The 24,649-nt window shown below is 58.5% G+C and carries 28 protein-coding genes; 14 read left to right on the forward strand and 14 right to left on the reverse strand.

Going from position 1 to position 24,649, the window contains the following annotated elements:
• Positions 1-118 precede the first annotated feature (118 nt).
• From degQ to D781_RS19705, 3 genes are all read left to right on the forward strand, one after another.
• Entirely contained in the window at positions 119-1,486 is a 1,368-nt protein-coding gene (degQ, locus tag D781_RS19695) for a serine endoprotease DegQ (protein ID WP_015961992.1), read from the forward strand.
• Between the two features lie 89 nt (positions 1,487-1,575).
• The gene (degS, locus tag D781_RS19700; RefSeq protein WP_015961993.1) at positions 1,576-2,634 is read left to right on the forward strand and encodes an outer membrane-stress sensor serine endopeptidase DegS; all 1,059 of its coding nucleotides are present in this window, start codon (positions 1,576-1,578) and stop codon (positions 2,632-2,634) included.
• Between the two features lie 333 nt (positions 2,635-2,967).
• A complete protein-coding gene (locus D781_RS19705; RefSeq protein WP_015961994.1) occupies positions 2,968-3,240 on the forward strand; it encodes a bacteriocin in 273 nt (90 codons plus the stop codon).
• A 109-nt stretch (positions 3,241-3,349) separates the two neighbouring features.
• Here the strand turns inward: D781_RS19705 and murA are convergent, their stop codons facing one another.
• From murA to mlaF, 7 genes are all read right to left on the reverse strand, one after another.
• Positions 3,350-4,609 (reverse strand): UDP-N-acetylglucosamine 1-carboxyvinyltransferase, encoded by a 1,260-nt coding sequence (gene murA / locus D781_RS19710; protein ID WP_015961995.1) that lies wholly within the window; start codon positions 4,607-4,609, stop codon positions 3,350-3,352.
• Positions 4,610-4,753: 144 nt separating this feature from the next.
• Entirely contained in the window at positions 4,754-5,008 is a 255-nt protein-coding gene (ibaG, locus tag D781_RS19715) for a BolA family iron metabolism protein IbaG (protein WP_015961996.1), read from the reverse strand.
• 138 nt (positions 5,009-5,146) lie between these two features.
• On the reverse strand, positions 5,147-5,449 hold the full coding sequence (mlaB, locus tag D781_RS19720) for a lipid asymmetry maintenance protein MlaB (RefSeq protein WP_015961997.1): 303 nt from the start codon (positions 5,447-5,449) through the stop codon (positions 5,147-5,149).
• Positions 5,449-6,078, reverse strand: coding sequence for a phospholipid-binding protein MlaC (gene mlaC / locus D781_RS19725; RefSeq protein WP_015961998.1), 630 nt, complete (start codon positions 6,076-6,078; stop codon positions 5,449-5,451). The genes mlaB and mlaC overlap by 1 nt, the downstream gene beginning before the upstream one ends.
• Before the next feature lie 14 nt (positions 6,079-6,092).
• Complete coding sequence (mlaD, locus tag D781_RS19730; RefSeq protein ID WP_015961999.1) at positions 6,093-6,617, reverse strand: outer membrane lipid asymmetry maintenance protein MlaD; 525 nt, start codon at positions 6,615-6,617, stop codon at positions 6,093-6,095.
• Positions 6,618-6,621: 4 nt separating this feature from the next.
• Positions 6,622-7,404, reverse strand: a complete 783-nt coding sequence (gene mlaE, locus D781_RS19735) for a lipid asymmetry maintenance ABC transporter permease subunit MlaE (protein ID WP_015962000.1) — start codon at positions 7,402-7,404, stop codon at positions 6,622-6,624.
• Between the two features lie 16 nt (positions 7,405-7,420).
• Entirely contained in the window at positions 7,421-8,224 is an 804-nt protein-coding gene (gene mlaF, locus D781_RS19740) for a phospholipid ABC transporter ATP-binding protein MlaF (protein WP_015962001.1), read from the reverse strand.
• A gap of 339 nt (positions 8,225-8,563) precedes the next feature.
• Here mlaF and D781_RS19745 point away from each other — a divergent pair, with 339 nt between their 5' ends.
• From D781_RS19745 to npr, 11 genes are all read left to right on the forward strand, one after another.
• Positions 8,564-9,541: a calcium/sodium antiporter gene (locus D781_RS19745; protein WP_015962002.1), complete on the forward strand. Its 978-nt coding sequence runs from the start codon at positions 8,564-8,566 to the stop codon at positions 9,539-9,541.
• 16 nt (positions 9,542-9,557) lie between these two features.
• The gene (kdsD, locus tag D781_RS19750; RefSeq protein ID WP_015962003.1) at positions 9,558-10,544 is read left to right on the forward strand and encodes an arabinose-5-phosphate isomerase KdsD; all 987 of its coding nucleotides are present in this window, start codon (positions 9,558-9,560) and stop codon (positions 10,542-10,544) included.
• A 62-nt stretch (positions 10,545-10,606) separates the two neighbouring features.
• Positions 10,607-11,161 carry a 3-deoxy-manno-octulosonate-8-phosphatase KdsC gene (gene kdsC / locus D781_RS19755; protein ID WP_015962004.1) on the forward strand — a complete coding sequence of 185 codons (555 nt, stop codon included), beginning with the start codon at positions 10,607-10,609 and terminating at the stop codon, positions 11,159-11,161.
• The gene (lptC, locus tag D781_RS19760) at positions 11,158-11,736 is read left to right on the forward strand and encodes an LPS export ABC transporter periplasmic protein LptC (RefSeq protein ID WP_015962005.1); all 579 of its coding nucleotides are present in this window, start codon (positions 11,158-11,160) and stop codon (positions 11,734-11,736) included. The genes kdsC and lptC overlap by 4 nt, the downstream gene beginning before the upstream one ends.
• Positions 11,705-12,241: a lipopolysaccharide ABC transporter substrate-binding protein LptA gene (gene lptA, locus D781_RS19765; protein WP_015962006.1), complete on the forward strand. Its 537-nt coding sequence runs from the start codon at positions 11,705-11,707 to the stop codon at positions 12,239-12,241. Before lptC ends, lptA begins: the two co-directional genes overlap by 32 nt.
• 6 nt (positions 12,242-12,247) lie before the next feature.
• Positions 12,248-12,973, forward strand: a complete 726-nt coding sequence (gene lptB, locus D781_RS19770; RefSeq protein WP_015962007.1) for an LPS export ABC transporter ATP-binding protein — start codon at positions 12,248-12,250, stop codon at positions 12,971-12,973.
• 51 nt (positions 12,974-13,024) lie between these two features.
• Positions 13,025-14,458: an RNA polymerase factor sigma-54 gene (gene rpoN, locus D781_RS19775; protein WP_015962008.1), complete on the forward strand. Its 1,434-nt coding sequence runs from the start codon at positions 13,025-13,027 to the stop codon at positions 14,456-14,458.
• 23 nt (positions 14,459-14,481) lie between these two features.
• On the forward strand, positions 14,482-14,769 hold the full coding sequence (gene hpf, locus D781_RS19780) for a ribosome hibernation promoting factor (protein WP_015962009.1): 288 nt from the start codon (positions 14,482-14,484) through the stop codon (positions 14,767-14,769).
• Positions 14,770-14,995: 226 nt separating this feature from the next.
• Positions 14,996-15,457: a PTS IIA-like nitrogen regulatory protein PtsN gene (gene ptsN, locus D781_RS19785; RefSeq protein WP_102024988.1), complete on the forward strand. Its 462-nt coding sequence runs from the start codon at positions 14,996-14,998 to the stop codon at positions 15,455-15,457.
• 127 nt (positions 15,458-15,584) lie between these two features.
• Positions 15,585-16,439, forward strand: coding sequence for an RNase adapter RapZ (gene rapZ / locus D781_RS19790; protein ID WP_015962011.1), 855 nt, complete (start codon positions 15,585-15,587; stop codon positions 16,437-16,439).
• The gene (npr, locus tag D781_RS19795) at positions 16,436-16,708 is read left to right on the forward strand and encodes a PTS phosphocarrier protein NPr (protein WP_015962012.1); all 273 of its coding nucleotides are present in this window, start codon (positions 16,436-16,438) and stop codon (positions 16,706-16,708) included. The genes rapZ and npr overlap by 4 nt, the downstream gene beginning before the upstream one ends.
• 24 nt (positions 16,709-16,732) lie before the next feature.
• On the opposite strand, the gene D781_RS19800 is transcribed toward npr, so the two are convergent.
• The 7 genes from D781_RS19800 to D781_RS19830 all read right to left on the reverse strand — a co-directional run bounded on the left by D781_RS19800 (position 16,733) and on the right by D781_RS19830 (position 24,604).
• Complete coding sequence (locus D781_RS19800; protein ID WP_015962013.1) at positions 16,733-17,173, reverse strand: hypothetical protein; 441 nt, start codon at positions 17,171-17,173, stop codon at positions 16,733-16,735.
• Positions 17,174-17,189: 16 nt separating this feature from the next.
• Positions 17,190-18,227, reverse strand: a complete 1,038-nt coding sequence (locus D781_RS19805; protein ID WP_015962014.1) for a hypothetical protein — start codon at positions 18,225-18,227, stop codon at positions 17,190-17,192.
• 108 nt (positions 18,228-18,335) lie between these two features.
• On the reverse strand, positions 18,336-20,252 hold the full coding sequence (locus D781_RS19810; RefSeq protein ID WP_015962015.1) for a PRD domain-containing protein: 1,917 nt from the start codon (positions 20,250-20,252) through the stop codon (positions 18,336-18,338).
• A 63-nt stretch (positions 20,253-20,315) separates the two neighbouring features.
• Positions 20,316-21,539, reverse strand: a complete 1,224-nt coding sequence (locus D781_RS19815) for a lactonase family protein (RefSeq protein ID WP_015962016.1) — start codon at positions 21,537-21,539, stop codon at positions 20,316-20,318.
• Positions 21,540-21,628: 89 nt separating this feature from the next.
• Positions 21,629-22,369 (reverse strand): KDGP aldolase family protein, encoded by a 741-nt coding sequence (locus D781_RS19820; protein ID WP_015962017.1) that lies wholly within the window; start codon positions 22,367-22,369, stop codon positions 21,629-21,631.
• On the reverse strand, positions 22,366-23,481 hold the full coding sequence (locus D781_RS19825) for a DgaE family pyridoxal phosphate-dependent ammonia lyase (protein ID WP_015962018.1): 1,116 nt from the start codon (positions 23,479-23,481) through the stop codon (positions 22,366-22,368). Before D781_RS19825 ends, D781_RS19820 begins: the two co-directional genes overlap by 4 nt.
• Entirely contained in the window at positions 23,465-24,604 is a 1,140-nt protein-coding gene (locus tag D781_RS19830; protein WP_015962019.1) for an amidohydrolase/deacetylase family metallohydrolase, read from the reverse strand. The genes D781_RS19825 and D781_RS19830 overlap by 17 nt, the downstream gene beginning before the upstream one ends.
• Positions 24,605-24,649 lie beyond the last annotated feature (45 nt).

Here is a 24,649-nt window from a genome sequence, read left to right on the forward strand (position 1 = left end):
GCTATCCTAAAGCCTTAAATGGATGTTGGCGGTGAACTTCTGACGTAAATTCACGGTCTTAACCTTACCTTTAGTGGTTAATTAATTTCACCGGCAGGTAATGAGAGAGTTATTATCAATGAAAAAAAAGTCGTTAATTCTTAGTGCATTAGCAATGAGTGTTGGCCTGACGCTTACCGCCGTACCGGTAGCCAACGCGGCCTTGCCGCCCGCCGTTCAAGGGCAGCAGCTGCCGAGCCTGGCGCCGATGCTGGAAAAAGTCTTACCCGCCGTGGTCAGCGTGCATATTGAAGGAACTCAGGTGCAGCGCCAACGTTTGCCGGAAGAGTTCAAATATTTCTTCGGCCCTAATTTCCCTACACAGAAGCAAAGTTCGCGTCCGTTTGAAGGCCTGGGTTCGGGCGTGATTATCGACGCAGCCAAAGGCTATATCCTTACCAACAACCACGTCATCGCCAACGCCGACAAAATCAAGGTGCAGCTCAATGACGGCCGCGAGTTCGACGCCAAGCTGCTGGGCCGCGACGAACAGACCGACATCGCGCTGCTGCAGATCACCGCCAAGAACCTGAGCGCGGTGAAAATGGCCGACTCCGATAAGTTACGCGTCGGCGACTTCGCCGTTGCCGTCGGCAACCCGTTCGGCCTGGGGCAAACCGCCACCTCCGGCATTATCTCCGCGCTGGGACGCAGCGGCCTCAACCTGGAAGGGCTGGAGAACTTTATCCAGACCGACGCCTCGATTAACCGCGGCAACTCCGGCGGCGCGCTGGTGAACCTGAACGGTGAGCTGATCGGCATCAACACCGCCATTCTGGCGCCGGGCGGCGGCAATATCGGCATCGGCTTCGCCATCCCCAGCAATATGGCGCAGAACCTGAGCCAGCAGCTGATCGAATTCGGCGAAGTGAAACGCGGCCTGCTCGGCATCAAGGGCAGCGAGATGACCGCCGATATCGCCAAAGCCTTTAATACCGACGCGCAGCGCGGTGCCTTCGTCAGCGAAGTGCTGCCGAAATCCGCCGCGGCCAAGGCCGGTATCAAAGCCGGCGATATTCTGATCTCCGTCGACGGCAAGCCGATCGGCAGCTTTGCCGAACTGCGCGCCAAGGTCGGCACCACCGCGCCGGGCAAAACCATCAAAATCGGCCTGCTGCGCGACGGCAAGCAGCAAGAGGTGGCCGTCACGCTGGACAACAGCGAAACCGCCTCCACCAGCGCTGAGACCCTGTCTCCGGCCCTGCAGGGCGCGGCGCTAAGCAACGGCGCGCTGCCGGGCGGCGAGAAAGGCGTGAAGATCGACAACGTCGGCAAAGGTACGCCGGCGGCGCAGATGGGCCTGCAAAAAGGCGATGTGATTATCGGCATCAACCGCCAGCGCGTCGAAAGCATTACCGCGCTGCGTAAAGTTCTGGCGGCCAAGCCGCCGGTCATGGCGCTGAACATCGTCCGCGGCGGTGAAACCATTTATCTGCTAATGCGTTAATTTGTACAAAAACCGGGGGCAGTGCCATACTGTGCCCGGTTAACTCGTGCTATTCTCCGTTCATCCTTTATTTTATCTGTTAAAACTCCATGTTTGCTAAGCTCTTGCGTTCCGCTGTTATTGGTTTGATCGTTGCCGGCCTGCTATTGGCAGCGCTTCCCGTGCTGCGTTATTCCAATCAACTGTTTGCAGAGAAAGTGGAGAATACCGCCGACGAAACCCCGGCCGGCTATAACAAGGCGGTGCGCCGCGCTGCGCCTGCGGTGGTCAATATCTACAACCGCAACATGAACGGCGCGCCCAATGTGCTGTCCCTCGGTTCCGGCGTTATCATGAACGACCACGGCTATATCCTGACCAACCGCCACGTGATCAAGGATGCGCAACAGATCACCGTGGTGCTGCAGGACGGCCGCCGCTACGAAGCGCTGCTGGTCGGCTCCGACAGCCTGACCGATCTGGCGGTGCTGAAGATCGACCCGGGCAATCTGCCGGTCATTCCCATCAACACCAAGCGTATCGCGCATATCGGCGACGTGGTGCTGGCGATCGGCAACCCGTATAACCTTGGTCAGACCGTCACTCAGGGGATTATCAGCGCCACCGGACGCATCAGTCTGAGCACCACCGGCCGCCAAACCTTCCTGCAAACCGATGCCTCCATCAACCGCGGCAACTCCGGCGGCGCGCTGGTAAACTCGCTGGGCGAGCTGATGGGGATCAACACCCTGACCTATGACAAGGTCACCAACGGGGAAACGCCGGAGGGGCTGGGCTTCGCCATTCCCACCGAGCTGGCCAGCAAGATTATGGATAAGCTGATCCGCGACGGCCGCGTCATTCGCGGCTACTTCGGCATCCAGGGCAAAGAGATTATCCCGCTACGCACCTCTAACAGCGGTATCGACCGCCTGCAGGGGATTATCGTGACCGAAATTACGCCGAACGGCCCGGCGGCCAACGCCAATTTCCATATCAACGACATTATTATCAACGTCAATAACAAGCCGGCGGTCTCCGTGCTGGAAACCATGGATCAGGTGGCGGAAATCCGCCCCGGCACCACCATCCCGGTGATCGTGCTGCGTGACGGTAAACGCATCACGCTGCAAATGACGGTGGGTGAGTTCCCGGAAGACAACAATTAGCGCTGGCTGATACCTCAGCCGGCGCAGCACATTTGCCGCCCCTCAGTTTCCGCCGGCGGCAACCGCCGCGTAGCAAATGTTAAAGATAATCAGCAGCATAATAAGTTTATCGTTCATTTAAATAAATTTAATAAATACCAAAACAGAAACATATTCAGTTCAATTTTATTAGTGAAAAATAAATCATTATTTTCATACCGAAGTATTTATTTGTTTTTTATTCTCTTGTATTTTTAAACACGCAACTTCTAGAGTAATCCTATTTCCCGACACTTGGAAAGCTGTATCTATATAAAAAATAAATTTATTGATATTTAAATATAAGGACATTACATGCGTGAATTAAACAATAAAGAACTGACTACCGTCAGCGGTGGTACATTCGATGGCATGATCTGGGGCATCATGGACGGCATCGCCAGCGGCGCCGGCATGGCTAAATTCGCGACCGGCGGCAGCATCATGTTTGGCGCCTTCGCTCAACTGGTTGGCGTTGTCATTGCCCCCATTATCGGCGGACTCGTCGGTGGCGCAATGGGTCTTCTGACCGATCGTGATACCGTCGCCGATTATGCACAAAGCTATCGCGAAACGATGGGTAAATAATTCAGAGGCCCATACTTATTAATAAAAAGTGCACCTGGCAAGGTGCACTTTTATAAATAAATTCAATAATTATGCATTACGTCATGCGGAGGCGTAATGCATTTTTTATTTACTCGCCTTTTACGCGCTCAATATTCGCGCCCAGCGCTCGCAGTTTATCTTCGATCCGCTCATAACCGCGATCGATATGATAAATACGGTCGACGATGGTCACGCCGTCAGCAATACAGCCGGCCAGCACCAGGCTGGCGGACGCACGCAGGTCGGTCGCCATCACCTGCGCGCCGGACAGCTGCTCAACACCGTGGCAGATCACCGTGTTGCTTTCGATTTCCGCGTGTGCGCCCATGCGGATCAGCTCCGGCACGTGCATAAAGCGGTTTTCGAAGATGGTTTCGGTGATAACGCCGGTGCCTTCGGCCACCAGGTTCAGCAGACTGAACTGCGCCTGCATATCGGTCGGGAACCCCGGGTGCGGCGCGGTGCGCACGGTAATAGCCTTCGGCCGCTGGCCGTGCATATCAAGGCTGATCCAATCCTCACCGACTTCGATGTCCGCCCCGGCCTCACGCAGCTTGGCCAGCACCGCATCCAGCGTATCAGGACGGGTATTGCGGCACAGCACCTTGCCGCCGGAGATCGCTGCCGCCACCAGGAAGGTGCCGGTTTCGATACGGTCAGGCAGAACGCGGTACACGCCGCCGCCCAGGCGCTCAACGCCCTCAATGGTGATCTTGTCGGTGCCGGCACCGCTGATTTTCGCCCCCAGCGTATTCAGGAACTCGGCGGTATCGACGATTTCCGGCTCGCGCGCAGCATTTTCAATCACGGTGGTGCCCGTCGCCAGCGTGGCGGCGCTCATGATAGTGACGGTGGCGCCCACGCTCACCTTGTCCATCACGATATGCGCGCCCTTCAGACGGCCGTCGACGGAGGCTTTCACATAGCCTTCTTCCAGTTTGATCTCGGCGCCCAGCTGTTCCAGGCCGGTGATATGCAGATCGACCGGACGCGCGCCGATAGCGCAGCCGCCCGGCAGAGAAACCTGGCCGTAGCCGAAACGGGCGACCAGCGGGCCCAGCGCCCAGATGGAAGCACGCATGGTTTTCACCAGATCGTAAGGCGCGCAGAGTTCGTTGACGTTGCCGGCGTCGACAAACACCGAACCGTTGCGTTCAATCTTCACGCCCAGCTGGCTCAGCAGCTTGATGGTGGTATCGATGTCTTTCAGTTTGGGAACATTCTGTAACTCAACCGGCTCTTCTGCCAACAACGCGGCAAACAGAATCGGCAGGGCGGCGTTTTTCGCCCCGGAAATAGCCACTTCCCCGCTCAGGCGGGTACGGCCCTGCACTCGAAATTTATCCATCTAATGACTCTCTGTTGTCTCGTCCACAATACCCGCGACCCACGCCGCCGCACACTGGCCGCCCGCAGGCGCGCCGTCGCGCTCCCTGACCTGCGCCGTTGGTCTACCGGGTATCAACGCTGCCGGCCCGAAAGGCCCGCAGCCTTAAAATCCATTGAGTTTGCGATCCCGCTTCCACTCTTCAGGGGTGTATGCCTTGATCGACAGGGCATGAATACGGTTGTCGGCAATGTATTCCATCAGCGGCGCATAGATCGCCTGCTGCTGTTTGACGCGGCTCATGGCGCCGAACAGTTCACCGACCGCAATCACCTGAAAGTGGCTGCCGTCGCCCGTTACCTGTACTTCTTCCAGCGCCAATGCGTTCATCAGCACGTCTTTAATTTCGCTATTTTCCATGGTATCCCGTTCTGCAGCAAAGGATCATAATCAGCCTGATATCTTAGAGGAATACGGCGCTTTCTTAAACTAAAGAAAAAGCCCCTGCAGAACAGGGGCTTTCAGAGATGTTGTTACCGTCGCACCGCCAAATCGCGCCTAACCCTGCGTCTCGACAGGCATTATCTCCTGCAGATTGTACAGGGCAATCAGCGTTTTCAGGCGGTCGGTCGCGCCGGAAATTTTCAATTCCACGCCGTTATGCAACTGTTCGGCGCGCAGATGCACCAGCAACGCCAGACCGGAGGAGTCCACGCGGCGCAGCTGCGCCACGTCAATCGCCGTTTTTCCCTTCAGCAGCTCGGCGCGCTGCCGCCACAGCGGCAGCAGCGTTTCCCGGTCCAGATCGCCGTGCAGCACCAGCGTCTGCGGCTGATCGTCAAAGCGCAGGGACTCGGCCATTACTGTTTCTGATCCAGCGTAATCGGCTGTTTGGCCGCCGCCTGCAGCTGCTGGGTCAGGCCGTCGATGCCTTTGGTGCGCAGCGTTGACGCCCACTCGTTCTGCTTGGTGGTGATCATGCTGACGCCTTCGGCAATCATGTCGTACGCCTGCCAGTGGCCGGTTTTGCTGTTTTTACGCCATTGGAAATCGAGGCGCACCGGCGGACGGCCGTTGGTATCGATAATGGTGACGCGAATCGCCACGATGTTGGCGTCCCCCAGCGGCTGCTGCGGTGCAATCTGGTAGGTCTGGCCGTGGTACAGCGCCAGCGCCTGGCCGTACGCCTGTTCCAGGTAAGCCTGGAACGCGGTGAAGTAGGCTTCACGCTGCGCAGGCGTCGCTTCTTTGTAATAGCGGCCCAGCACCAGCGCGCCGGCGTATTTCACCTGAACGTACGGCATCAGCTCTTCATGCACGATGGCGCGCAGAGAGTTCGGATCCTGCTTGATTTTCGGCTGCTCGGTTTTCAGACGGGTAAAGGTCTTCTCCGCCGCCTCTTGCATCATGCTGTACGGGTTGGTCTGGTCCGCCGCGCTCGCCAGCGGTGCAACCACCAACAGGGCAACCATCAATAAACGTTTAAACATGCAGGTATCCTCTTTTAATGACTCGGGGCGGCTGCCGGTGCAGCAGTTGCATCCGGCTTGGCTTCATCCTGACCGCCGCTTTTATACAGGAACTGGCCGATCAGATCTTCCAGCACCATCGCTGATTTCGTGTCCTGAATGGTGCCGCCGTCCTTAAGAATGGCGGTGCCCATTTCCGGGTCTTCAAAACCGACGTTCAGGGCAAGAAATTGTTCCCCCAGCAGGCCGGACGTGCGGACCGCCAATGAACTGGTATCCGGGATCTGGTTGTATTTGTCCTGAATATCCAATGCGACGCGCGGCGTATAGGTTTTCGGATCCAGCTCGATATCCGCTACGCGGCCGATCACCACCCCGCCAATCTTCACCGGCGAACGCGCCTTCAGGCCACCAATATTATCGAAGGTGGCGTAGATACGGTAGGTCGGCTCGTTGCCGATGGATTTCACATTGGCTACCTGCAGGCAGATAAAGATGATGGCGGCCAGCGCGATCAGCATAAATACCCCAACCCAGATTTCACTCTTCTTCGTTTGCATCGAATCAATTCCCAAACATCAGTGCTGTCAGCACAAAATCCAATCCCAACACCGCCAGAGACGAATGTACCACCGTTCTGGTCGTTGCCCGGCTAATCCCTTCAGAGGTCGGCACCGCATCATAACCGTTAAAGATAGCAATCCAGGTCACGGTTATCGCAAATACCACGCTCTTGATCACGCAGTTCAGCAGATCCTGACGCCATTCGACGGCGCCCTGCATCGCCGACCAGAAGAAGCCGCTGTCGATGCCTTTCCAATCCACGCCCACCATCGAACCGCCCCAGATGCCGACGGCGACGAAAATCAGCGTCAGCAGCGGCATGCTGATCATCCCGGCCCAGAAACGCGGCGCCACAATGCGCCGCAGCGGGTCGACCGCCATCATTTCCAGGCTGGAGATCTGTTCGGTGGCCTTCATCAGGCCGATTTCTGCGGTCAGCGCGGAGCCTGCGCGGCCGGCGAACAGCAGCGCGGTCACCACCGGCCCCAGTTCACGCAGCAGCGACAGCGCCACCATCATGCCGAGGCTCGCCTCGGCGCTGTAGGTGGTCAGCACCAGATACCCCTGCAGACCCAGCACCATGCCGATAAACAGCCCGGAAACCATGATGATTAACAGCGACTGTACGCCGACGCTGTGTAATTGTTTGATCAGCAGCGGCCACTGCCTGCGTGGCTCTGGCCGTCCGATAAGCGCGCCCCACAGCATCAGACCGGCGCGCCCGAAGGCGGTGCTGATATTGATGCTACGGCGTCCAAGAGACGCTAACGCCTGTAATAACATGAGGATATCTACTCCCTTAGCCTAACAATGCGGCCTGGTAATCACCGGCCGGATAACGAAACGGCACCGGCCCGTCGGCAATACCATCCAGGAACTGGCGCACGCGCGCATCAGGATTGTTCTGTAACTGCGGTGCGGTTCCTTCGGCAATCACGCGGTGCTCCGCCACGATATAAGCGTAGTCGGCAATGCTCAGCACTTCCGGCACATCGTGCGATACCACAATGCAGGTGATCCCCAGCGCGTGGTTCAGCTCATCAATCAGCTTCACCAATACGCCCATGGTGATCGGATCCTGCCCGACAAACGGTTCGTCGAACATGATCAGCTGCGGGTCGAGCGCGATGGCCCGCGCCAGCGCCGCACGCCGCGCCATGCCGCCGGACAGTTCGTTCGGCATCAGATCCGCCGCGCCGCGCAGCCCCACCGCCTCAAGCTTCATCAGCACCGTGGTGCGAATCAGCGCCTCCGGCAGCTGGCTGTGCTCGCGCAGCGGGAAGGCCACGTTCTCAAACACGGTTAAATCGGTAAACAGTGCCCCGGACTGGAACAGCATGCTCATCTTCTTGCGCGCATCGTACAGCTTATGCCGCGACAGCGCGGGAATATTGTCTCCGTCGAACCAGATTTCACCGCTATCCGGCGCCAGTTGCCCGCCGATCAGGCGCAGCAAGGTGGTCTTGCCGATGCCGGACGGCCCCATAATCGCCGTCACTTTACCACGGGGAACCGTCAGGTTGATGTCTTCAAATATCAGCCGATCGCCGCGGGAGAACGTCATACCGCGCACTTCGACCAGATTATCTGCCTGCTGGTGCATGTTATTGGATCCTTGTACGGCTGTGTGGGCTTTGCTACCCGCTGATAATAATCTACCGGGCGCCATACGGCGCATTTTTACAAAAACTTACCGCCATTTCCCTACCAATGATGCCATTAGTTTTACTTTTACGCTGCGCAGGGTCAAAATTAGTCACATCACGAAAAATAACGACACAGATTGGCGATAGCGCCCCACCACCGGCGCAGGCCAGTTATGACGGCCAGGTCAGACCAACGAACCGGGCCCCTGTCGCTTTCACGTCGCTGCCCTGCGTTCCGGCGCTGGCCGGCGATCGTCAGTGGAAGGTCTGGGGAATAGTGCCCGCAAAGGACTCGCATGTTTCTCGCAATAACATTATTTATCGTTGGCTTGTGTTTACTGGTATACGGCGCAGACCGGCTGGTTTACGGCGCGGCGGTGATCTCCCGTTCGCTGGGCGTGCCGCCGCTGATTATCGGCATGACGATCGTCGGCATCGGCACCTCGCTGCCGGAGCTGTTCGTGTCCGTCACCGCGGCGCTGAACGGCCAGAGCGATATGGCGGTCGGTAACGTCATCGGCTCCAATATTACCAATATCCTGCTGATTTTAGGGGTTGCCGCGCTTATTCACCCGCTGGCGGCCCGCTCGGAGGTACTGCGGCGCGAACTGCCGCTGATGTTGGCGGTCACAGTATTATGCGGCCTGGTGTTGATGGACAACCAGCTCAGCCGGCTGGACGGCGTACTGCTGTTGGCCGCCGCCGCCGGTTTTATCGCCCTGATGCTGAAAATAGCGCGACTGGCCCAGCGCGAAGGCTGCGACAGCCTGACCACGGAACAGCTCGCCGAACTGCCACAGAACGGCAATTCTACCGTCGCCACGCTGTGGCTGGTGCTGGCATTTATTATCCTGCCGCTCGCCTCGCGGATGGTGGTCGATAACGCCACGGTGATCGCCCACTATTTCGGCATGAGCGAGCTGGCGGTCGGCCTGACGCTGATCGCCGTCGGCACCAGCCTGCCCGAGCTCGCCACGTCGATAGCCGGCGCGCTGAAAGGCGAAGACGACATGGCGATCGGCAGTATTATCGGCTCGAATATTTTCAATATGGCGATCGTGCTCGGCGTGCCCGCCCTGCTGTCGCCCAGCCGGCTCGACCCGGCCGCCTTCCAGCGCGACTACTGGGTGATGCTGGCGGCCAGCCTCGCGCTCAGCGCGCTGTGCATCGGGCGCAAACATCGCATCGGCCATCTGGCGGGCGCTCTGTTATTATGTGGTTTTATTGCGTATCTTGCGCTGCTGTTTTTCAACCCATTCGCTACCTTTGGCTAAGAATACGAGAAAAAGCATGTCGAATATTGAGTTGCAACCTGGCTTTGATTTTCAACAGGCCGGTAAAGAAGTGCTCCAGATCGAACGTGACGGGCTGGCCCAGCTCGACCGCTACATCAACGACGACTTTACCCGCGCCTGCGAAAAAATCGCCGCCTGCAGCGGTAAAGTGGTGGTGATGGGCATGGGCAAATCCGGCCATATCGGCTGTAAGATTGCCGCGACCTTCGCCAGCACCGGCACCCCTTCATTCTTCGTGCATCCGGCGGAAGCCAGCCATGGCGATCTCGGCATGGTTACGCCGCAGGACATCGTACTTGCCATTTCCAACTCCGGCGAATCCAGTGAAATTCAGGCGCTGATCCCGGTGCTCAAGCGCCAGCAGATCCCGATGATCTGCATGACCAACAACCCGGAAAGTTCAATGGGCAAGGCGGCGGACATCCACCTGTGCATCAAGGTGCCGCAGGAAGCCTGCCCGCTGGGCCTGGCGCCGACCACCAGCACCACGGCGACCCTGGTGATGGGCGATGCGCTGGCGGTGGCGCTGCTAAAGGCGCGCGGCTTTACGCCGGAAGATTTCGCGCTGTCGCACCCCGGCGGCGCGCTGGGTCGCCGCCTGCTGCTGCGCGTCAGCGACATTATGCACAGCGGCGACGATATTCCGCACGTTAGCGCCGACGCCACGCTGCGCGACGCCCTGCTGGAGATCACCCGCAAAAATCTGGGGATGACGGTGATCTGCGATGAGCAGATGCACATCGCCGGCATCTTCACCGACGGCGACCTGCGCCGCATCTTCGATCTGGGCATCGATCTGAACAGCGCCAAAATCGCCGACGTCATGACGCGCGGCGGCGTGCGCGTGCGCCCGCATACGCTGGCGGTAGACGCGCTGAACCTGATGCAGCAGCGCCATATCACCGCGCTGCTGGTTGCGGATGGCGACCAACTGCTGGGTGTGGTACATATGCATGACATGCTGCGCGCCGGCGTGGTGTGAGTTTTTAGCGGCGACAGGCGGCGAGAAACGCCGCGCTATTGTCAGAATAATTAGGAAAATCAATGAGTATGGTTGAAACCTGCTACGGGCCGGTAACGCAAGACGTGATGGCGCGGGCCGGGAAAATCCGCCTGCTGATCTGCGACGTCGACGGCGTCCTGTCGGACGGCCTGATTTATATGGGCAACAACGGCGAAGAACTGAAAGCCTTCAACGTGCGCGACGGCTACGGCATCCGCTGCCTGAAGACCTCTGACATTGAGGTCGGCATTATCACCGGACGCTCCGCCAAACTGCTGGAAGACCGGGCAAAAACCCTGGGCATCCGCTATCTGTATCAGGGGCAGTCCGATAAGCTTTTGGCCTTCCGTGAACTGTTGGATACACTGTCGCTGTCGGCAGATCAGGTGGCCTATATCGGCGACGATCTGATCGACTGGCCGGTGATGGCGCGGGTCGGCCTGGCCGTGGCGGTGGCGGACGCCCACCCGCTGCTGACGCCGCGCGCCCACTACGTCACCCGCATCGCCGGCGGACGCGGCGCGGTGCGTGAACTGTGCGACATTATTCTTTTGGCTCAGAACAAGCTGGAGGACGCCAAAGGGCTGTCGATATGAGCAAAACCAAACGCTGGATCACCATTATACTGGCGCTGATCGTTCTGGCCCTGATCGGCTGGAATATGGCGGATTACGATGACGAACCGACGGCCGGGCCGGTAAACTCGGCGGATCCGACTTACCAGAGCCAGCAAACGGTCACCGTCGTCTATAACCCGGCCGGTAAATTAAACTATAAGCTGGTGGCGGAAAGCGCCAAGTACTATACCGCCGAAGAGCTGAGCTGGTTTACCCAGCCGGTGATGACGCTGTTTAACGAAAACGCCGTCGCCACCTGGTCGGTACGTTCCGACCGCGCCAAGCTGACTAAAGACCGGATGCTGTATCTGTACGGTCACGTCGAGGTGAACAGCCTGACCACCACCTCGCAACTGGAAAAAATCAAAACGGACAATGCTCAGGTTAATCTGGTGACCCAGGATGTGTCCTCCGATGACGAAGTAACGCTGTACGGCGCGAATTTTAATTCTAACGGCATGAAAATGCGCGGGAACCTGCGGGACAAAACCGCTGAGCTGATTGATAAGGTTAAGACCAACTATGAAATTCAAACACAAAAAACCACTCCGTAGTCTGTTGATCGGCAGCCTGGTTTTGGCCGCCAGCGCCCCCGCCTTGGCGCTGAAGTCTGACGCCAATCAGCCGGTGAGCATCGACTCGCTGAACCAGTCTCTGGATATGCAGAGCAACGTCAGCACCTTTACCGGCAACGTGGTGATCAAGCAGGGCACCATCGAGATTAAGGCCGATAAAGTGGTGGTCACCCGTCCGGGCGGCGATCAGAACAAAACCTATATCGAAGCCTTCGGTAAGCCGGTAACCTTCTACCAGATGCAGGACAATGGCAAACCGGTAAAAGGACACTCGCTGAAAGTGCGCTACGACGTGGCGCCGCAGCTGGTGACCCTGACCGGCAACGCCTATCTGGAGCAGCTCGACAGCAACGTGAAGGGCGAGCGCATCACCTATCTGGTGCAGCAGCAGCAAATGCAGGCATACGGCGACAAGGGCAAACGCGTGAAGACCGTGCTGGTGCCGTCGCAGTTGCAGGACAAAAACGGTCAGAAGAGTAACTAATCACTTATGGCAACACTCATCGCAGAAAATCTGGCGAAAGCCTACAAGGGCCGTAAAGTCGTTGAAGACGTCAGCCTGAAAGTGAACTCCGGCGAAATCGTCGGGCTGCTGGGGCCGAACGGCGCGGGTAAAACCACCACCTTCTACATGGTGGTCGGCATCGTGCAGCGCGACGCCGGACGCATCGTCATCGATGATGAAGACATCAGCATCCTGCCGTTGCACGCCCGCGCGCGCCGCGGCATCGGCTATCTGCCGCAGGAAGCCTCGATCTTCCGTCGCCTGAGCGTCTACGACAACCTGATGGCGGTGCTGGAAATCCGCGACGATCTGAGCAGTGAACAGCGCGCCGACCGGGCCAACGAGCTGATGGAGGAGTTCCATATCACCCATCTGCGCGACAGCCTGGGCCAGGCGCTGTCCGGCGGTGAACGCCGCCGCGTCGAAATTGCCCGCGCGCTGGCCGCCAACCCGAAATTCATCCTGTTGGACGAACCGTTCGCCGGGGTTGACCCGATTTCCGTTATCGATATTAAAAAAATCATTGAGCACCTGCGCGACAGCGGCCTGGGCGTGCTGATCACCGACCACAACGTGCGTGAAACGCTGGACGTTTGTGAACGCGCCTATATTGTCAGCCAGGGGCAACTGATCGCCCACGGCACGCCGGAAGAGATTCTGAGCGATGAACAGGTGAAACGCGTTTATCTGGGCGAAGAATTCCGCCTGTAATGCCCTGCGTCAGCGATACGCAGCGGTTAACGGAAAAATAGAAAGAACATTATGAAGCAAGGTTTGCAACTCAGGCTCAGCCAACAATTGGCGATGACTCCCCAGCTGCAGCAGGCGATCCGCCTGCTGCAGCTGTCTACGCTTGAGCTTCAGCAAGAGATCCAACTGGCGTTAGAGAGCAACCCGCTGCTTGAGCAAACCGACCCGCACGACGAGATCGACGCGCAAGAAAGCGCTGACACCGAAGGTCTGGATACCCGCGAAGCGCTGGAGCAGAAGGATATGCCGGACGAACTGCCGCTGGACGCCACCTGGGATGAAATCTACACCGCCGGCACGCCATCGGGCACCGGCACCGATTACCGCGATGACGAACTGCCGGTCTACCAAGGGGAGACCACCCAGACGCTGCAGGATTACCTAATGTGGCAGGTGGATCTGACGCCGTTTTCCGATACCGACGCCGCCATCGCCACCTCGATCGTCGACGCCGTCGACGACACCGGCTATCTCACCGTGTCGCTGGAAGATATTCTGGAAAGCGTCGGCGCTGAAGACGTTACGCTGGATGAAGTGGAAGCGGTGCTCAAGCGGGTGCAGCGTTTCGACCCGATCGGCGTCGCGGCGCGCGATCTGCGCGACTGTTTGCTGATTCAGCTGTCCCAATACGCCAAAGAAACGCCGTTCCTCGCCGAAGCCCGGCTGATCATCAGCGACCACCTGGATCTGCTGGCCAACCACGACTTTCGCAGCCTGATGCGATCAACCCGGCTAAAAGAAGATACACTGAAAGAAGCGATGCTGCTGATTCAGTCGCTCGACCCGCGCCCGGGGCAGTCGATCAATACCGGCGAGTCGGAATATGTCATTCCCGACGTGCTGGTGCGCAAGGTGCACAACCGCTGGACGGTCGAACTGAATGCCGACAGCATTCCGCGTCTGAAGATCAACCAGCACTATGCCGCTCTGGGCAACAGCTCGCGTAACGAAGCCGACGGCCAGTTTATCCGCAGTAACCTGCAGGAAGCGAAATGGCTGATCAAAAGCCTGGAAAGCCGTAACGATACGCTGTTGAAGGTGACGCGCTGCATCGTCGAGCAGCAGGAGGCGTTCTTTGAACAAGGTGAAGAGTTTATGAAGCCCATGGTGCTGGCGGATATCGCCCAGGCCGTGGAGATGCATGAATCGACGATTTCACGCGTGACCACGCAGAAATTCCTGCACAGCCCGCGCGGCATCTTCGAACTGAAATATTTCTTCTCCAGCCACGTCAACACCGACAGCGGCGGCGAGGCATCCTCCACGGCGATCCGCGCGCTGGTGAAGAAATTAATCGCGGCGGAAAACCCCGCCAAACCGCTTAGCGACAGCAAACTGGCCACCCTGCTTGCCGATCAGGGCATCATGGTGGCGCGGCGCACCGTCGCCAAGTACCGAGAGTCTTTGTCCATCCCGCCGTCGAACCAGCGTAAACAGTTGGTTTGACCTCAATAGAGAAGGAAGACATTATGCAGCTCAACATTACCGGACACCACATCGACATCACCGAGCCGTTGCGTGAGTTCGTCAATACCAAGTTCGCCAAGCTCGAACAGTATTTCGACCGCATTAACCAGGTTTATGTCGTGCTCACCGTGGAAAAAGTGCAGCAGATTGCGGAAGCAACGGTGCACGTGAATGGAGGCGAGTTGCACGCCACCTCGGAAAAAGAAGATATGTATGCTGCAATTGACTGCCTGATTGATAAACTGGCGCGGCAATTGAACAAACATAAAGACAAATTGAAGCAACACTGACAATCTGGGCCGCTACCGTCCGCGGCAGCGGCCCGCACGGAGCCTTCGCGCTACCGGGCTGCCATCGGCGTGTTATTCCACGGAATAACGCGCCGATAAGCCATCAGGGTTTAACAGACGAAAAATCGCCTCGTTAAGCAACGACGTCGCACAGCGTTTGGCGGCAAACGCCGCCGCCAAACCAGCGCTAAGCAAGCTTAAGCGTGTGATTTTAAGTGAAGATGAGATGAACGACGAAACAATGCAATTAAGCTCGGTGCTCAACATCGAGTGCACCAGAAGCTCCGTACACTGCAACAGCAAGAAACGCGCTCTGGAAATTATCAGCGAACTGGCAGCCAAACAGCTCAACCTGCCGCCGCAGGTGGTGTTTGACGCGGTTCTCACCCGTGAACGCATGGGCAGTACCGGTATCGGCAACGGTATCGCGATCCCTCATGGCAAGCTGGAAGAGGACACACTGCGGGCCGTTGGCGTGTTTATCCGTCTCGACCAACCTATCGCCTTCGACGCCATCGACAACCAGCCGGTCGACCTGCTGTTTGCCCTGCTGGTGCCGGCCGACCAGTGCAAGACCCATCTGCACACGCTGTCGCTGGTTGCCAAGCGTCTGGCCGATAAAACCGTCTGCCGCCGCCTGCGCGCCGCGCAGAGCGACGAAGAACTTTATCAGATCATTACGGAATAAGCGGTTGCCGGCGTGACTTCCGCCGGCGATAACGATACTGTTTGTCTGTCATGGATCCCGGCCGTCGCCGGGCTTATATTTCCAACGGCGGCATAAACGCCGCTGAGATGCCAGGGGGAGTTGCCACATGGTGCTGATGATTGTCAGCGGCCGTTCCGGTTCAGGGAAATCCGTCGCCTTGCGGGCGCTGGAAGATATGGGTTTTTACTGCGTTGATAACCTGCCCGTGGTGCTGCTGCCGGAGCTGGCCAAAACGCTGGCGGAACGCAACAGCTCCGCCGCGGTCAGCATCGACGTGCGTAATATGCCGGAGTCACCGGAAGTGTTCGAATATGCGATGACGCAACTGCCGGACAGCTTCTCCCCGCAACTGCTGTTCCTGGACGCCGACCGCAATACGCTGATCCGCCGTTACAGCGACACCCGCCGCCTGCACCCGCTGTCGAGCAAAAACCTGTCGCTGGAAAGCGCTATCGATGAAGAAAGCGACCTGCTGGAGCCGCTGCGCTCGCGCGCCGATCTGATTATCGACACCTCCGAAATGTCGGTGCATGAGCTGGCGGAGATGCTGCGCACCCGCCTGCTGGGCAAACGCGAACGTGAGCTGACCATGGTGTTTGAGTCCTTCGGCTTCAAACACGGCATTCCCATCGATGCCGATTACGTGTTCGACGTCCGCTTCCTGCCGAACCCGCACTGGGATCCGAAGCTGCGCCCGATGACCGGCCTGGACAAGCCGGTGGCGTCATTCCTGGATCGCCATACCGAAGTGCATAACTTTATCTACCAGACGCGCAGCTACCTGGAACAATGGCTGCCGATGCTGGAAACTAACAACCGCAGCTATCTGACGGTCGCCATCGGTTGTACCGGCGGTAAACACCGTTCGGTGTACGTGGCCGAGCAGCTGGCGGACTATTTCCGCTCGCGCGGCAAGAACGTGCAGTCGCGTCACCGCACGCTGGAAAAACGCAAGCAATGACCATCAAACAAACGGTAGAAATCAAGAACCGGCTGGGCATGCACGCCCGCCCGGCGATGAAGCTGTTTGAACTGGTGCAGAGCTTTGACGCCGAGGTGATTCTGCGTAACGACAGCGGCACCGAAGCCGAGGCCAGCAGCGTGATTGCGCTGCTGATGCTGGACTCCGCCCAGGGCCGGCATATTGAAGTCGAAGCCAGCGGACCGCAGGCCCAGCAGGCACTGGATGCGGTGATCGCGCTGTTTAATTCCGGCTTCGACGAAGATTAAGCGTCGGACACGCCTTTGGATCGTTTACCCGGAATATGCCGCATATCCGGGTACAACAGCCCCTAACAGGCTGTCTAACAAAATGAAGAGCGATCCAGAGATGATGATCGACAGCTCGATGATATGCAGCATGTAATACTTTTTTATCCAGACGATCAGCTCATTCGGCAACGTGTTGAAATAGTCATATGACTCGGCGGGGAGCCAATAACCTTTCTTACCTAGCCCAATCTTTTTCCCTAGTAACACCTGCCTCATAAATCTCACCAGCAAAAAGCTGGTGAAAAAACCGCCATGATAAAAAACGGTATAAACATCAGGCATCGGCAGAGCGCGGGACAGGTAGCCCGATACGATTGTTTCGTATTTCTTTTTCGTTACGCCGAAGTACAGCATGATAAATATAAAAAAACCAATGCCCGAAAATACCAGCACCGAGCCAATCAACATCAAATAAAAGCTCATCACGCCCTATCCTCTGTTACTTTAAAAGCATGTCTGCAACAAAAGCTCCACCTTTCTCACCGATATATTCCCCTGTGCCACCACCTGCCAAACCGCCTGCCGTACCACCGATAATCGCACAGGCCAACCCGGCCGCCCCTCCTGCTGGAGCGCTGATAATCCCCAATGCCGTACAAACTCCAACACCAACCAAGCTTCCTAGGGCTCCGCCATATATTCCTCCGACAGTGCCCGCACCAAAAGCACCATACCCTGTTAACGCCACCCGCGCACATTCCTTCTCACGACCAAGGGTACAAGCATGATAAATATCATTGGTCGTGCTGGTTCCGGAGAGCGCTATACCAATCCAGCCCGCACCTTTCATAAACTTTACCGCCTTACCGGCGCCCTCGAGGTAGCTCGAGTAGCCTTTTATTGCCCCAACGCCCACCGTTGACCACTCATGCACGATGGAACGGCTGGAGAGGTTCAGCGCACGCTTGATGCTCTCATAGGGACGCAGGTTAAGGATGTTGCGCGTGAGCCGGCTAAAAATCGGTTTATCCAGCAGGATTTTCAACTCATTAAACAGCCGCTGCCTTTCAACAAAAAACTGCTGGCCAATCAGCGTCCCCTGAGTCCGGAACTGATTTTGGTAGCTGGCCTCGATCTGTTTAAGGAGTTTTTCGATGCGCATAAAATACTGCTTGCCGGCATCGCTGGCTATTCCCATTCCCCGGCTGGTGCCGTTAAGTATGGTCGCAATGGCGACATAATGACGCTGGAGGAAATCTGCCTGCTCAACGTTAATCGGCTCCATCGCCCGGTTAACCGTCCGCTTTGCCTGATATAACTGCCGTAACAACGCATCCTGATGTGTATGCTCAGGATCGGCAACAATCACTATCTGCCCGGGCTTCAGCCACGGCGTATCGGCATTAAGCTGCATAAAATAACGGGCGGCGGCGCTGCGTGGGTTGGCAAACAGCAGACGTCCTTGAAAGGCTAACGAACCCGGCGTTTCAACAACGCAGTAACCGGGTTCAACAGGCCGGAGGGAAAAAGCGGCCATCTTGTGACTCCTGTCAGCAAAGAGAGCCTTTGATTTTTAAGACCATAGGGTCGCGGGTCAATGTGCAAACGGCGCGTCTGTGAAGCCGGACACTCAGAAATAACCGGTTTATATCCGGCTCAGGCAATCCAGCGCCACCGCCTTAAAGCTGGCGAAATCACTGCTGCCCAGCAGCCGGCTCATCGACCGCTCGCGGACAAAGGTGACAAACAGCTCATAAATCGCCATCGCCTCTTCATAGTCGCTTTTGCTGATCGCCAGCAGGAAGATCACGTGCGCCATTTCGCCGTCGCCCCAGTCGATGCCCTGCGGCGCCAGCAGCGTCACCACCACGGTTTTCTTCGCCAGCAGCCCCAGCGAGTGCGGCAAGGCGATACCTTCCCCGAGCAGGGTGGACACGATGGCTTCACGCTCAACCACCGAGGGATAAAAATCCTCGCCGACATAGCCTTCCTGCTCCAGCTGCGTGCACACCCTGCGGAACAGCTGCTCCTGAGTCAGCGGTTCATTCACCACCATAAAGTGGTTGGCGTCGAAGAACTTTTCCAGCATATACGGCTTGGTGCGATCCACCAGCACCAGCTTGCCCAGCTGCTCCAGCTGATACTCGGTCGGGAACGGCGACATCACCACCACCGGCTTGTTCTTCTCGCTGACGCGGGCGTTGGAAATGACAAAATCTTCGTCGATATGCGGCAGTATTTCGTAATCGCGCAGCGAAACGGTGCGCGTCACCACCAGCTGCGGATACTTGCGGGCGATTTGCGCCTGAATCATACGCACCGTCGAGTTGCCGGTGTCGCACACCAGCATCACCTGCGGATGACGCTCATAGCCGATGTTGTAATGCCGCTCCAGCCCGACGCCGATATGCAGCACCAGATAGCCGATCTCGTTCTCGCTCAGCGTGTAGGGAGTATATTTTCCCCAGCTGGAGACCGCCGCCAGCGTCACGTCGTAGGCCATCGGGTAGTGCTGCTTGATATTGGTCAGCAGCGGATTGGGAATATTAATCTGGTATTTCACCCGGGTGATCATGGTCTTGATATGGGTGAGCAGATCGGCGCGCAGCTGCTTATCGCCCTGCAGATTGTAGTTATAGTGGGTGTTGATATAAGACAGGATGTAATCCACCAGCGCTTCTTCATCGTCGGCGTTGATTTCGGTCGGCCGCACTTCCTGCACCCGCCGCGCGGCGATATTCACCCGCAGATACGCCTCTTCGGCCGCCGAAACCTCTTTACCGGCGGCCTTGCTCAGCTCGCCCGCCAGCCAGGTCGACGCCTTGCGCACCGCCTCATCGCCGTCTTCCACATCAAACTCCGGCAGCGGATAACCGTCGCTGATGCGCTTGAGCGCCACGGCGCAGTAGAAAATCAGGTACTGTTCACCCTTGTCCGTCAGGCGGACATTGTATTGCGACAGCAGCGGGTGCAGCAGACCGGCGAAGGTCGCCACCTGCGGCTGCAGCAGGATATCGTTGTTCAGCAGCGGATTTTCCGCGTCCTCCTGATCCAGCTGGAACAGCAGGTCGGTCAGGCAGGCGCGAATCGCCATTTCGGCGCCGAACAGCTTCATGCCGTAGCGCGGTTTGGTTTCAATGGTTAGCTGGTAACCGGCCAGCCGCTCTCTCACCTCAGCCATGTCGTTTTGCAGGGTACCGCGGCTGACAAACCACTCATCGGCCAGATCTTCCAGCTTCAGAGAAAACGCTGAGGTCAGAAAACGCACCAGCAGGGCATGCACGCGCTCCTGCGCGCTGCGCGGCGTCACATGCTTTCTGCGCTCCTGCAGCTGCAGCGCGTTGAACAACTTGGCGTCGTCCACCTGCAGCCGATAGCCCGCGCCGCGGCTGTGTACAAAACGGGCGCCGTATTTTTCCAAAATATCATTCAGTGCCGTGATATCCGCACGCACCGTCCGGGTGGAAACCGCCAGGCGTTTCGCCAGTTCATCCTGCGGCAGGGTTTCCGATTGCAACGCATCAAACAGATAAGCTAAACGAGGATAAGGAAATCTCACCATTGTCATTCCAATGTTAAGCGCCCGCCCCAGCGCGAGGCGGGTCGCGCTAAACCGACCAGAGAGTTACTGCGTCGCCGGCGCAAACACCATCTGCGATGGGCTGCCCACCGGCGTATATCCTGCAATAAAACTGAGTTTGCCGCTGTGCGGATCCACGGCGAAGCGCGTCACGTTGTCGCTGCGCTGATTGAGCGCGTACAGATAGCGCCCGCTGGGATCCAGAGTAACCGTGCGCGGGTAATCGCCCCGCGTCCAGGTTTCCGCCACCGGCGTCAGCTCGCCCGCCTTGCCGACGCTAAACTGCGCGATGCTGTTGTGCAACCGGTTGGCGACGTACAGGTGATTGCCGTCCCGGCTCAGCGCCAGCCCGGCGGCGAAGCTGGTGCCCTGATAATCCGCCGGCAGCGTCGATACCGCATGCAGCTGGCTCAGCGTGCCCCGCTGCGCGTCAAAGCGGTAGCTGGTCAGCGTGGACGCCTCCTCGTTCACCAGCAGCAGCGTGGTGCCGTCAGGATGGAAAACGAAATGGCGCGGCCCCGCGCCGGCCGATGAGGCGGCGATCCACGGCGGATCGTTCGGCGTCAGCCGGCCGCTGACGTCGTCAAAACGCCACTGATAGATCCGATCCAGCCCCAGATCCGTCGAAAACACAAACTTGCCGCTCGGATCGCTGGCGATCATATGCGCATGCGGCCCGTTATGATCGCTGACGGCAAAGCTGCCGTTCACCGCCGCCGCCGGCTTGGCCGCGCCGGCCGGCCCCTGCTGCTGTTGCACCGAGCTGGCCGCCGCCAGCCGGCCTTGCGCATCCACCGGGAACACCGCCACGCTGCCGCTCTGGTAGTTGGCCACCAGCAGATGGTGGCCGTTCGGCGTCAGGGAAAGGTACACCGGCCCCGCCCCCTGCGAATCCACCTGATTGAGCGGCGTCAGGCTGCCGTCCTCGGCATTGATGCGCAGCGCGGCAATGGTGCCGTGCTTGCCGTCATCCGCCGTGCCGACCTCGCTGGCGACGTACAGCGTCCTGCCGCGGGCGTCGACCGTCAACTGAGCGGGATTGGCCAGCGTGCTGACCAACGTTTTATCGCTCAGCGCGCCGCTGGCGGCGTCAACGCGCAAGCGGTATACGCCTTCGCCGTTGGGATTGTAGGTGCCGATATAGGCAAAACGGGATGAGGTGGTCGTCATGGCGTCCTCAGCTTGCAGCGCCGGGCTAGCCATCGCCAGCAGCGCCAGGGATACTGCGCCCAGTAACGGAGCGCTTCGCAGGGTAACCCAGTTTCGCATATTTATCCTTGATCCAGGTAGGGGGCACAGCCGACCACGCCCATTAATACGGGGCGCCGCACGCAGCGGCGCCGTCTTTACGCCGGGGTTTAACCCACCAGCTTTTTGGTCATCGCCAACAGCGTCTTCACATCCTGCGGGCGGGTATTACCGCTGGCGGAATCAATGATCGAGCTGTAAATGTGCGGGATCACCTGCTTCACGCCGGCGCGCAGCGCAATCTCGACGATCTCTTCAAAGTTCTGCAGATCGATGCCGCCGGTCGGCTCCAGCATGAAGTCATGCTCGGCGCAGGCCTGCGCCACATACTGGTACTCGTCCTTGCACTTCAGGCCGCCCATCGGGAAATACTTGATGGAGCTGCCGCCCATGTCTTTCAGCAGCGCAATGGCGGTTTCCACCGGCACGATACCGTCCGGCGCCGTGGCGCTCAGCGGCCCGGTCGAGATCTTCACCTGACCGACGCGGCCGGTCGGCGACACCAGGCCGTTCACCACGCTGTCATTTTGCCCCAGCAGCGCCCGGCTGGCGCCGACGCCGGTGAACACCTGGTTGACGTGCTGCGGCTGCACCTGCTGCGCAATCAGACTGACCATCGCCGACTGTTTAGGGTCGCCGGCGCCCAGCCCCACCGACAGCGCATTGTCGATCAGGCGCGCATAGCGCTGCATATCCGCCACCGCGCTGGCGACGTCCGGATAGTTCTTGGAGAGCACACCGACCAGCACGTGCCCTTCCGCCGCGTCGTAGATTTCCTGCGCGTTGTCCTTCGACCCCGCCAATACGTTGAGACAAACGCGGTCACGGTAATAGTTTGGCTTCAGCTTCATGCTTGTTTCTCCAGTAAACGTTTAATACAGGTAAATACGGTCATCAGCTGCGCTTCATCAACGCTGCGCACATCCACTTCGATCTTGCCCTCGTTGGCCTTGTAGCCGCGGAAGTAAATGGCGATCTCGCCGTTCTTCAGCGCCTGCACCAGCTCCGTGGTCGAGATGCCGATCGCGGCTTCGTCAAAGGTAATCTCCGCGCGGGCGATATCGCGGCCGGCGCTGTCCCAGACGGTTTGCGCGCTGACGCCGTGCAGCGTATTCAGGTTGGTGATAAACGCCGACATGCGTTCAACCATCTGCGCGCCGCTGGTTTTTTCCTGCGTCAGGTAACTTTCGATCGCCTGCGTCAGCCCCAGAATGCCCTCTTTGCCGACCTTCATCGCGCGGCCGATGCCGCCGGACTGCTGTTTTACCCAGGCGACGTACTGTTTCCTGCCGATCACCAGCCCGCTGGTCGGCCCTTCGATCGCCTTCGCGCCGCTGTAGATCACCAGGTCCGCGCCCATTTGGTAGTAGCTGGTCAGATCCTCTTCGGCTGCGGCGTCGACGATCAGCGGCAGGTTATGCCGGCGCGCCACCTCGGCGGCCTGCTCGACCGACAGCATGCTCTTCTGCACGCAGTGGTGCGACTTGACGTACAGGATCGCCGCCGTCTGCGGCGTAATGCTGGCGGCAAGCTGCTGCGGCGAACACTCGTTGGCGTAGCCTGCTTCCACCACCTTGCCGCCGCCCAAGGCGACCATGGTGTCGACCGGCGCGCCGAAGTTGACGTTATGCCCGCGCGGCAGCACGATCTCACGCGGTTCATTGACCGGCGACGAGTGCAGGTTCACCAGCAGGTTGGCGTTGTCGCGTACGATCACCGCCGCCACCGACTGAGCGATGCCGGCCGAGGCGCAGGACACCACCACCGCATCCTCCGCGTTCAGCAGCTTGGCGATATACGCGCCGGTTTTATCCACCAGGTCTTTAATTTCAAAGTAGTGGTTCAGGCCGTAATCCACCGCATCGATCACCGTCTGGCTCGGCGTGGAAACGCCCAAAATCGTCATGCGGCCGGAGGTATTAATCACCTGTTTTAAATTATATTTTTCATAAATCGAAGACATGAGCGGCCTTCCCTTCATCGGTTAATAGGACTTCCCCGGCCACCACCGCAGCCAGCGGAACCAGCAATTGTTCGCCCGCGGCGGACTGCCCTTCAGAATCGGCAAATACCTGCGGCCCCTGACGCACCTCAAACAGGGTTAAATCGGCGTCGAAGCCCGGTTTGATCTGCCCTTTACTCTGCAGGCGCAGCGCCGAAGCGGCATTTTCCGTCACGCAATGGATCACCTGCGGCAGCGTCATGCCCAGGGTGAAGAATTTGGACATCACCGTCGCCAGACTATGCACCGGGCCGGCCATGCGGTTGCGGCAATAGATATCCGAGCTGATGGTGTGCGGCAGCAGGCCCAGCGCAATCGCCTGGCGCGCCACCTCGAAGCTGAAGCTGGCGGTACCGTGGCCGACGTCCAGCAGCACGCCGCGCTTCAGCGCGCGCTGGACCGACTCACGCAGCGTGCCCGCCGGCGTCAGAATGCGGTTCGGTTTGCCGTTATAACAGTGGGTAATGATGTCGCCACGCGTCAGCAGGTCGGCAATCTCATCCAGATCCGGCGGGTTGTTGCCGACGTGCACCATCAGCGGCAGCTGCTGGTTTTCCTGCTGGATCTCTTTCGCCAGCACCAGCGGTTTGATGCCGTTCGGCCCCACCACGCTGCTGCTCATCCGCGCCTTGATGCCGATGACAAAGCCGCTGTGACGCTCGATGGCGCTCTTCACCCCTTGCTTGTTGATATCGCTCATATCGGCCAGTTCGTTTTGCCGCAGCAGGCCGATACGCGAAATATTCAGGAAGGCGAAAACGTTGGTTTTGGTACTGCGCGTCAGCGTATAGAACTCATCAATGTCGTCGCTGCCGGTACTGCCGGCATCCACCACCGAGGTGACGCCGCTATCGACACCGACGCGGTCCGGTTCATCGTGATAGATCGGCGAGGAGGGGTAGCAGTGCACATGGGCGTCGATCCAGCCGGCGCTCAGACGGTAGTTGCCCGCCAAATCCCAGCTGCGGCTGGCGGACATCTCCGCCGGCAGCTGGCCGACCGCGGCAATTTTGCCGTCGGCGATCGCCACGTCCGTCAGGGTATCGTCCGCCAGTCTGGCGCGTCGGATTATCAGGTCATACATACTTCATTACTCCTTATACCCTGCCGACCTCACGCCGCAGTACGC

This window comes from Serratia sp. FGI94, assembly GCF_000330865.1.
Classification (GTDB): Bacteria; Pseudomonadota; Gammaproteobacteria; order Enterobacterales; family Enterobacteriaceae; genus Serratia_B; species Serratia_B rubidaea.

Coding starts and splice junctions, on each gene's coding strand:
- lptB (WP_015962007.1), top strand. CDS start 12,248: ATGGCAACACTCATCGCAGAAAATCTGGCGAAAGCCTACAAGGGCCGT.
- D781_RS19810 (WP_015962015.1), bottom strand. CDS start 20,252: ATGGTGAGATTTCCTTATCCTCGTTTAGCTTATCTGTTTGATGCGTTG.
- murA (WP_015961995.1), bottom strand. CDS start 4,609: ATGGATAAATTTCGAGTGCAGGGCCGTACCCGCCTGAGCGGGGAAGTG.
- degS (WP_015961993.1), top strand. CDS start 1,576: ATGTTTGCTAAGCTCTTGCGTTCCGCTGTTATTGGTTTGATCGTTGCC.
- degQ (WP_015961992.1), top strand. CDS start 119: ATGAAAAAAAAGTCGTTAATTCTTAGTGCATTAGCAATGAGTGTTGGC.
- D781_RS19805 (WP_015962014.1), bottom strand. CDS start 18,227: ATGGCCGCTTTTTCCCTCCGGCCTGTTGAACCCGGTTACTGCGTTGTT.
- rpoN (WP_015962008.1), top strand. CDS start 13,025: ATGAAGCAAGGTTTGCAACTCAGGCTCAGCCAACAATTGGCGATGACT.
- rapZ (WP_015962011.1), top strand. CDS start 15,585: ATGGTGCTGATGATTGTCAGCGGCCGTTCCGGTTCAGGGAAATCCGTC.
- kdsC (WP_015962004.1), top strand. CDS start 10,607: ATGAGTATGGTTGAAACCTGCTACGGGCCGGTAACGCAAGACGTGATG.
- lptC (WP_015962005.1), top strand. CDS start 11,158: ATGAGCAAAACCAAACGCTGGATCACCATTATACTGGCGCTGATCGTT.
- mlaE (WP_015962000.1), bottom strand. CDS start 7,404: ATGTTATTACAGGCGTTAGCGTCTCTTGGACGCCGTAGCATCAATATC.
- D781_RS19815 (WP_015962016.1), bottom strand. CDS start 21,539: ATGCGAAACTGGGTTACCCTGCGAAGCGCTCCGTTACTGGGCGCAGTA.
- D781_RS19705 (WP_015961994.1), top strand. CDS start 2,968: ATGCGTGAATTAAACAATAAAGAACTGACTACCGTCAGCGGTGGTACA.
- D781_RS19830 (WP_015962019.1), bottom strand. CDS start 24,604: ATGTATGACCTGATAATCCGACGCGCCAGACTGGCGGACGATACCCTG.
- hpf (WP_015962009.1), top strand. CDS start 14,482: ATGCAGCTCAACATTACCGGACACCACATCGACATCACCGAGCCGTTG.
- ptsN (WP_102024988.1), top strand. CDS start 14,996: ATGAACGACGAAACAATGCAATTAAGCTCGGTGCTCAACATCGAGTGC.
- D781_RS19745 (WP_015962002.1), top strand. CDS start 8,564: ATGTTTCTCGCAATAACATTATTTATCGTTGGCTTGTGTTTACTGGTA.
- kdsD (WP_015962003.1), top strand. CDS start 9,558: ATGTCGAATATTGAGTTGCAACCTGGCTTTGATTTTCAACAGGCCGGT.
- lptA (WP_015962006.1), top strand. CDS start 11,705: ATGAAATTCAAACACAAAAAACCACTCCGTAGTCTGTTGATCGGCAGC.
- D781_RS19800 (WP_015962013.1), bottom strand. CDS start 17,173: ATGAGCTTTTATTTGATGTTGATTGGCTCGGTGCTGGTATTTTCGGGC.
- mlaD (WP_015961999.1), bottom strand. CDS start 6,617: ATGCAAACGAAGAAGAGTGAAATCTGGGTTGGGGTATTTATGCTGATC.
- npr (WP_015962012.1), top strand. CDS start 16,436: ATGACCATCAAACAAACGGTAGAAATCAAGAACCGGCTGGGCATGCAC.
- mlaF (WP_015962001.1), bottom strand. CDS start 8,224: ATGCACCAGCAGGCAGATAATCTGGTCGAAGTGCGCGGTATGACGTTC.
- D781_RS19825 (WP_015962018.1), bottom strand. CDS start 23,481: ATGTCTTCGATTTATGAAAAATATAATTTAAAACAGGTGATTAATACC.
- ibaG (WP_015961996.1), bottom strand. CDS start 5,008: ATGGAAAATAGCGAAATTAAAGACGTGCTGATGAACGCATTGGCGCTG.
- D781_RS19820 (WP_015962017.1), bottom strand. CDS start 22,369: ATGAAGCTGAAGCCAAACTATTACCGTGACCGCGTTTGTCTCAACGTA.
- mlaC (WP_015961998.1), bottom strand. CDS start 6,078: ATGTTTAAACGTTTATTGATGGTTGCCCTGTTGGTGGTTGCACCGCTG.
- mlaB (WP_015961997.1), bottom strand. CDS start 5,449: ATGGCCGAGTCCCTGCGCTTTGACGATCAGCCGCAGACGCTGGTGCTG.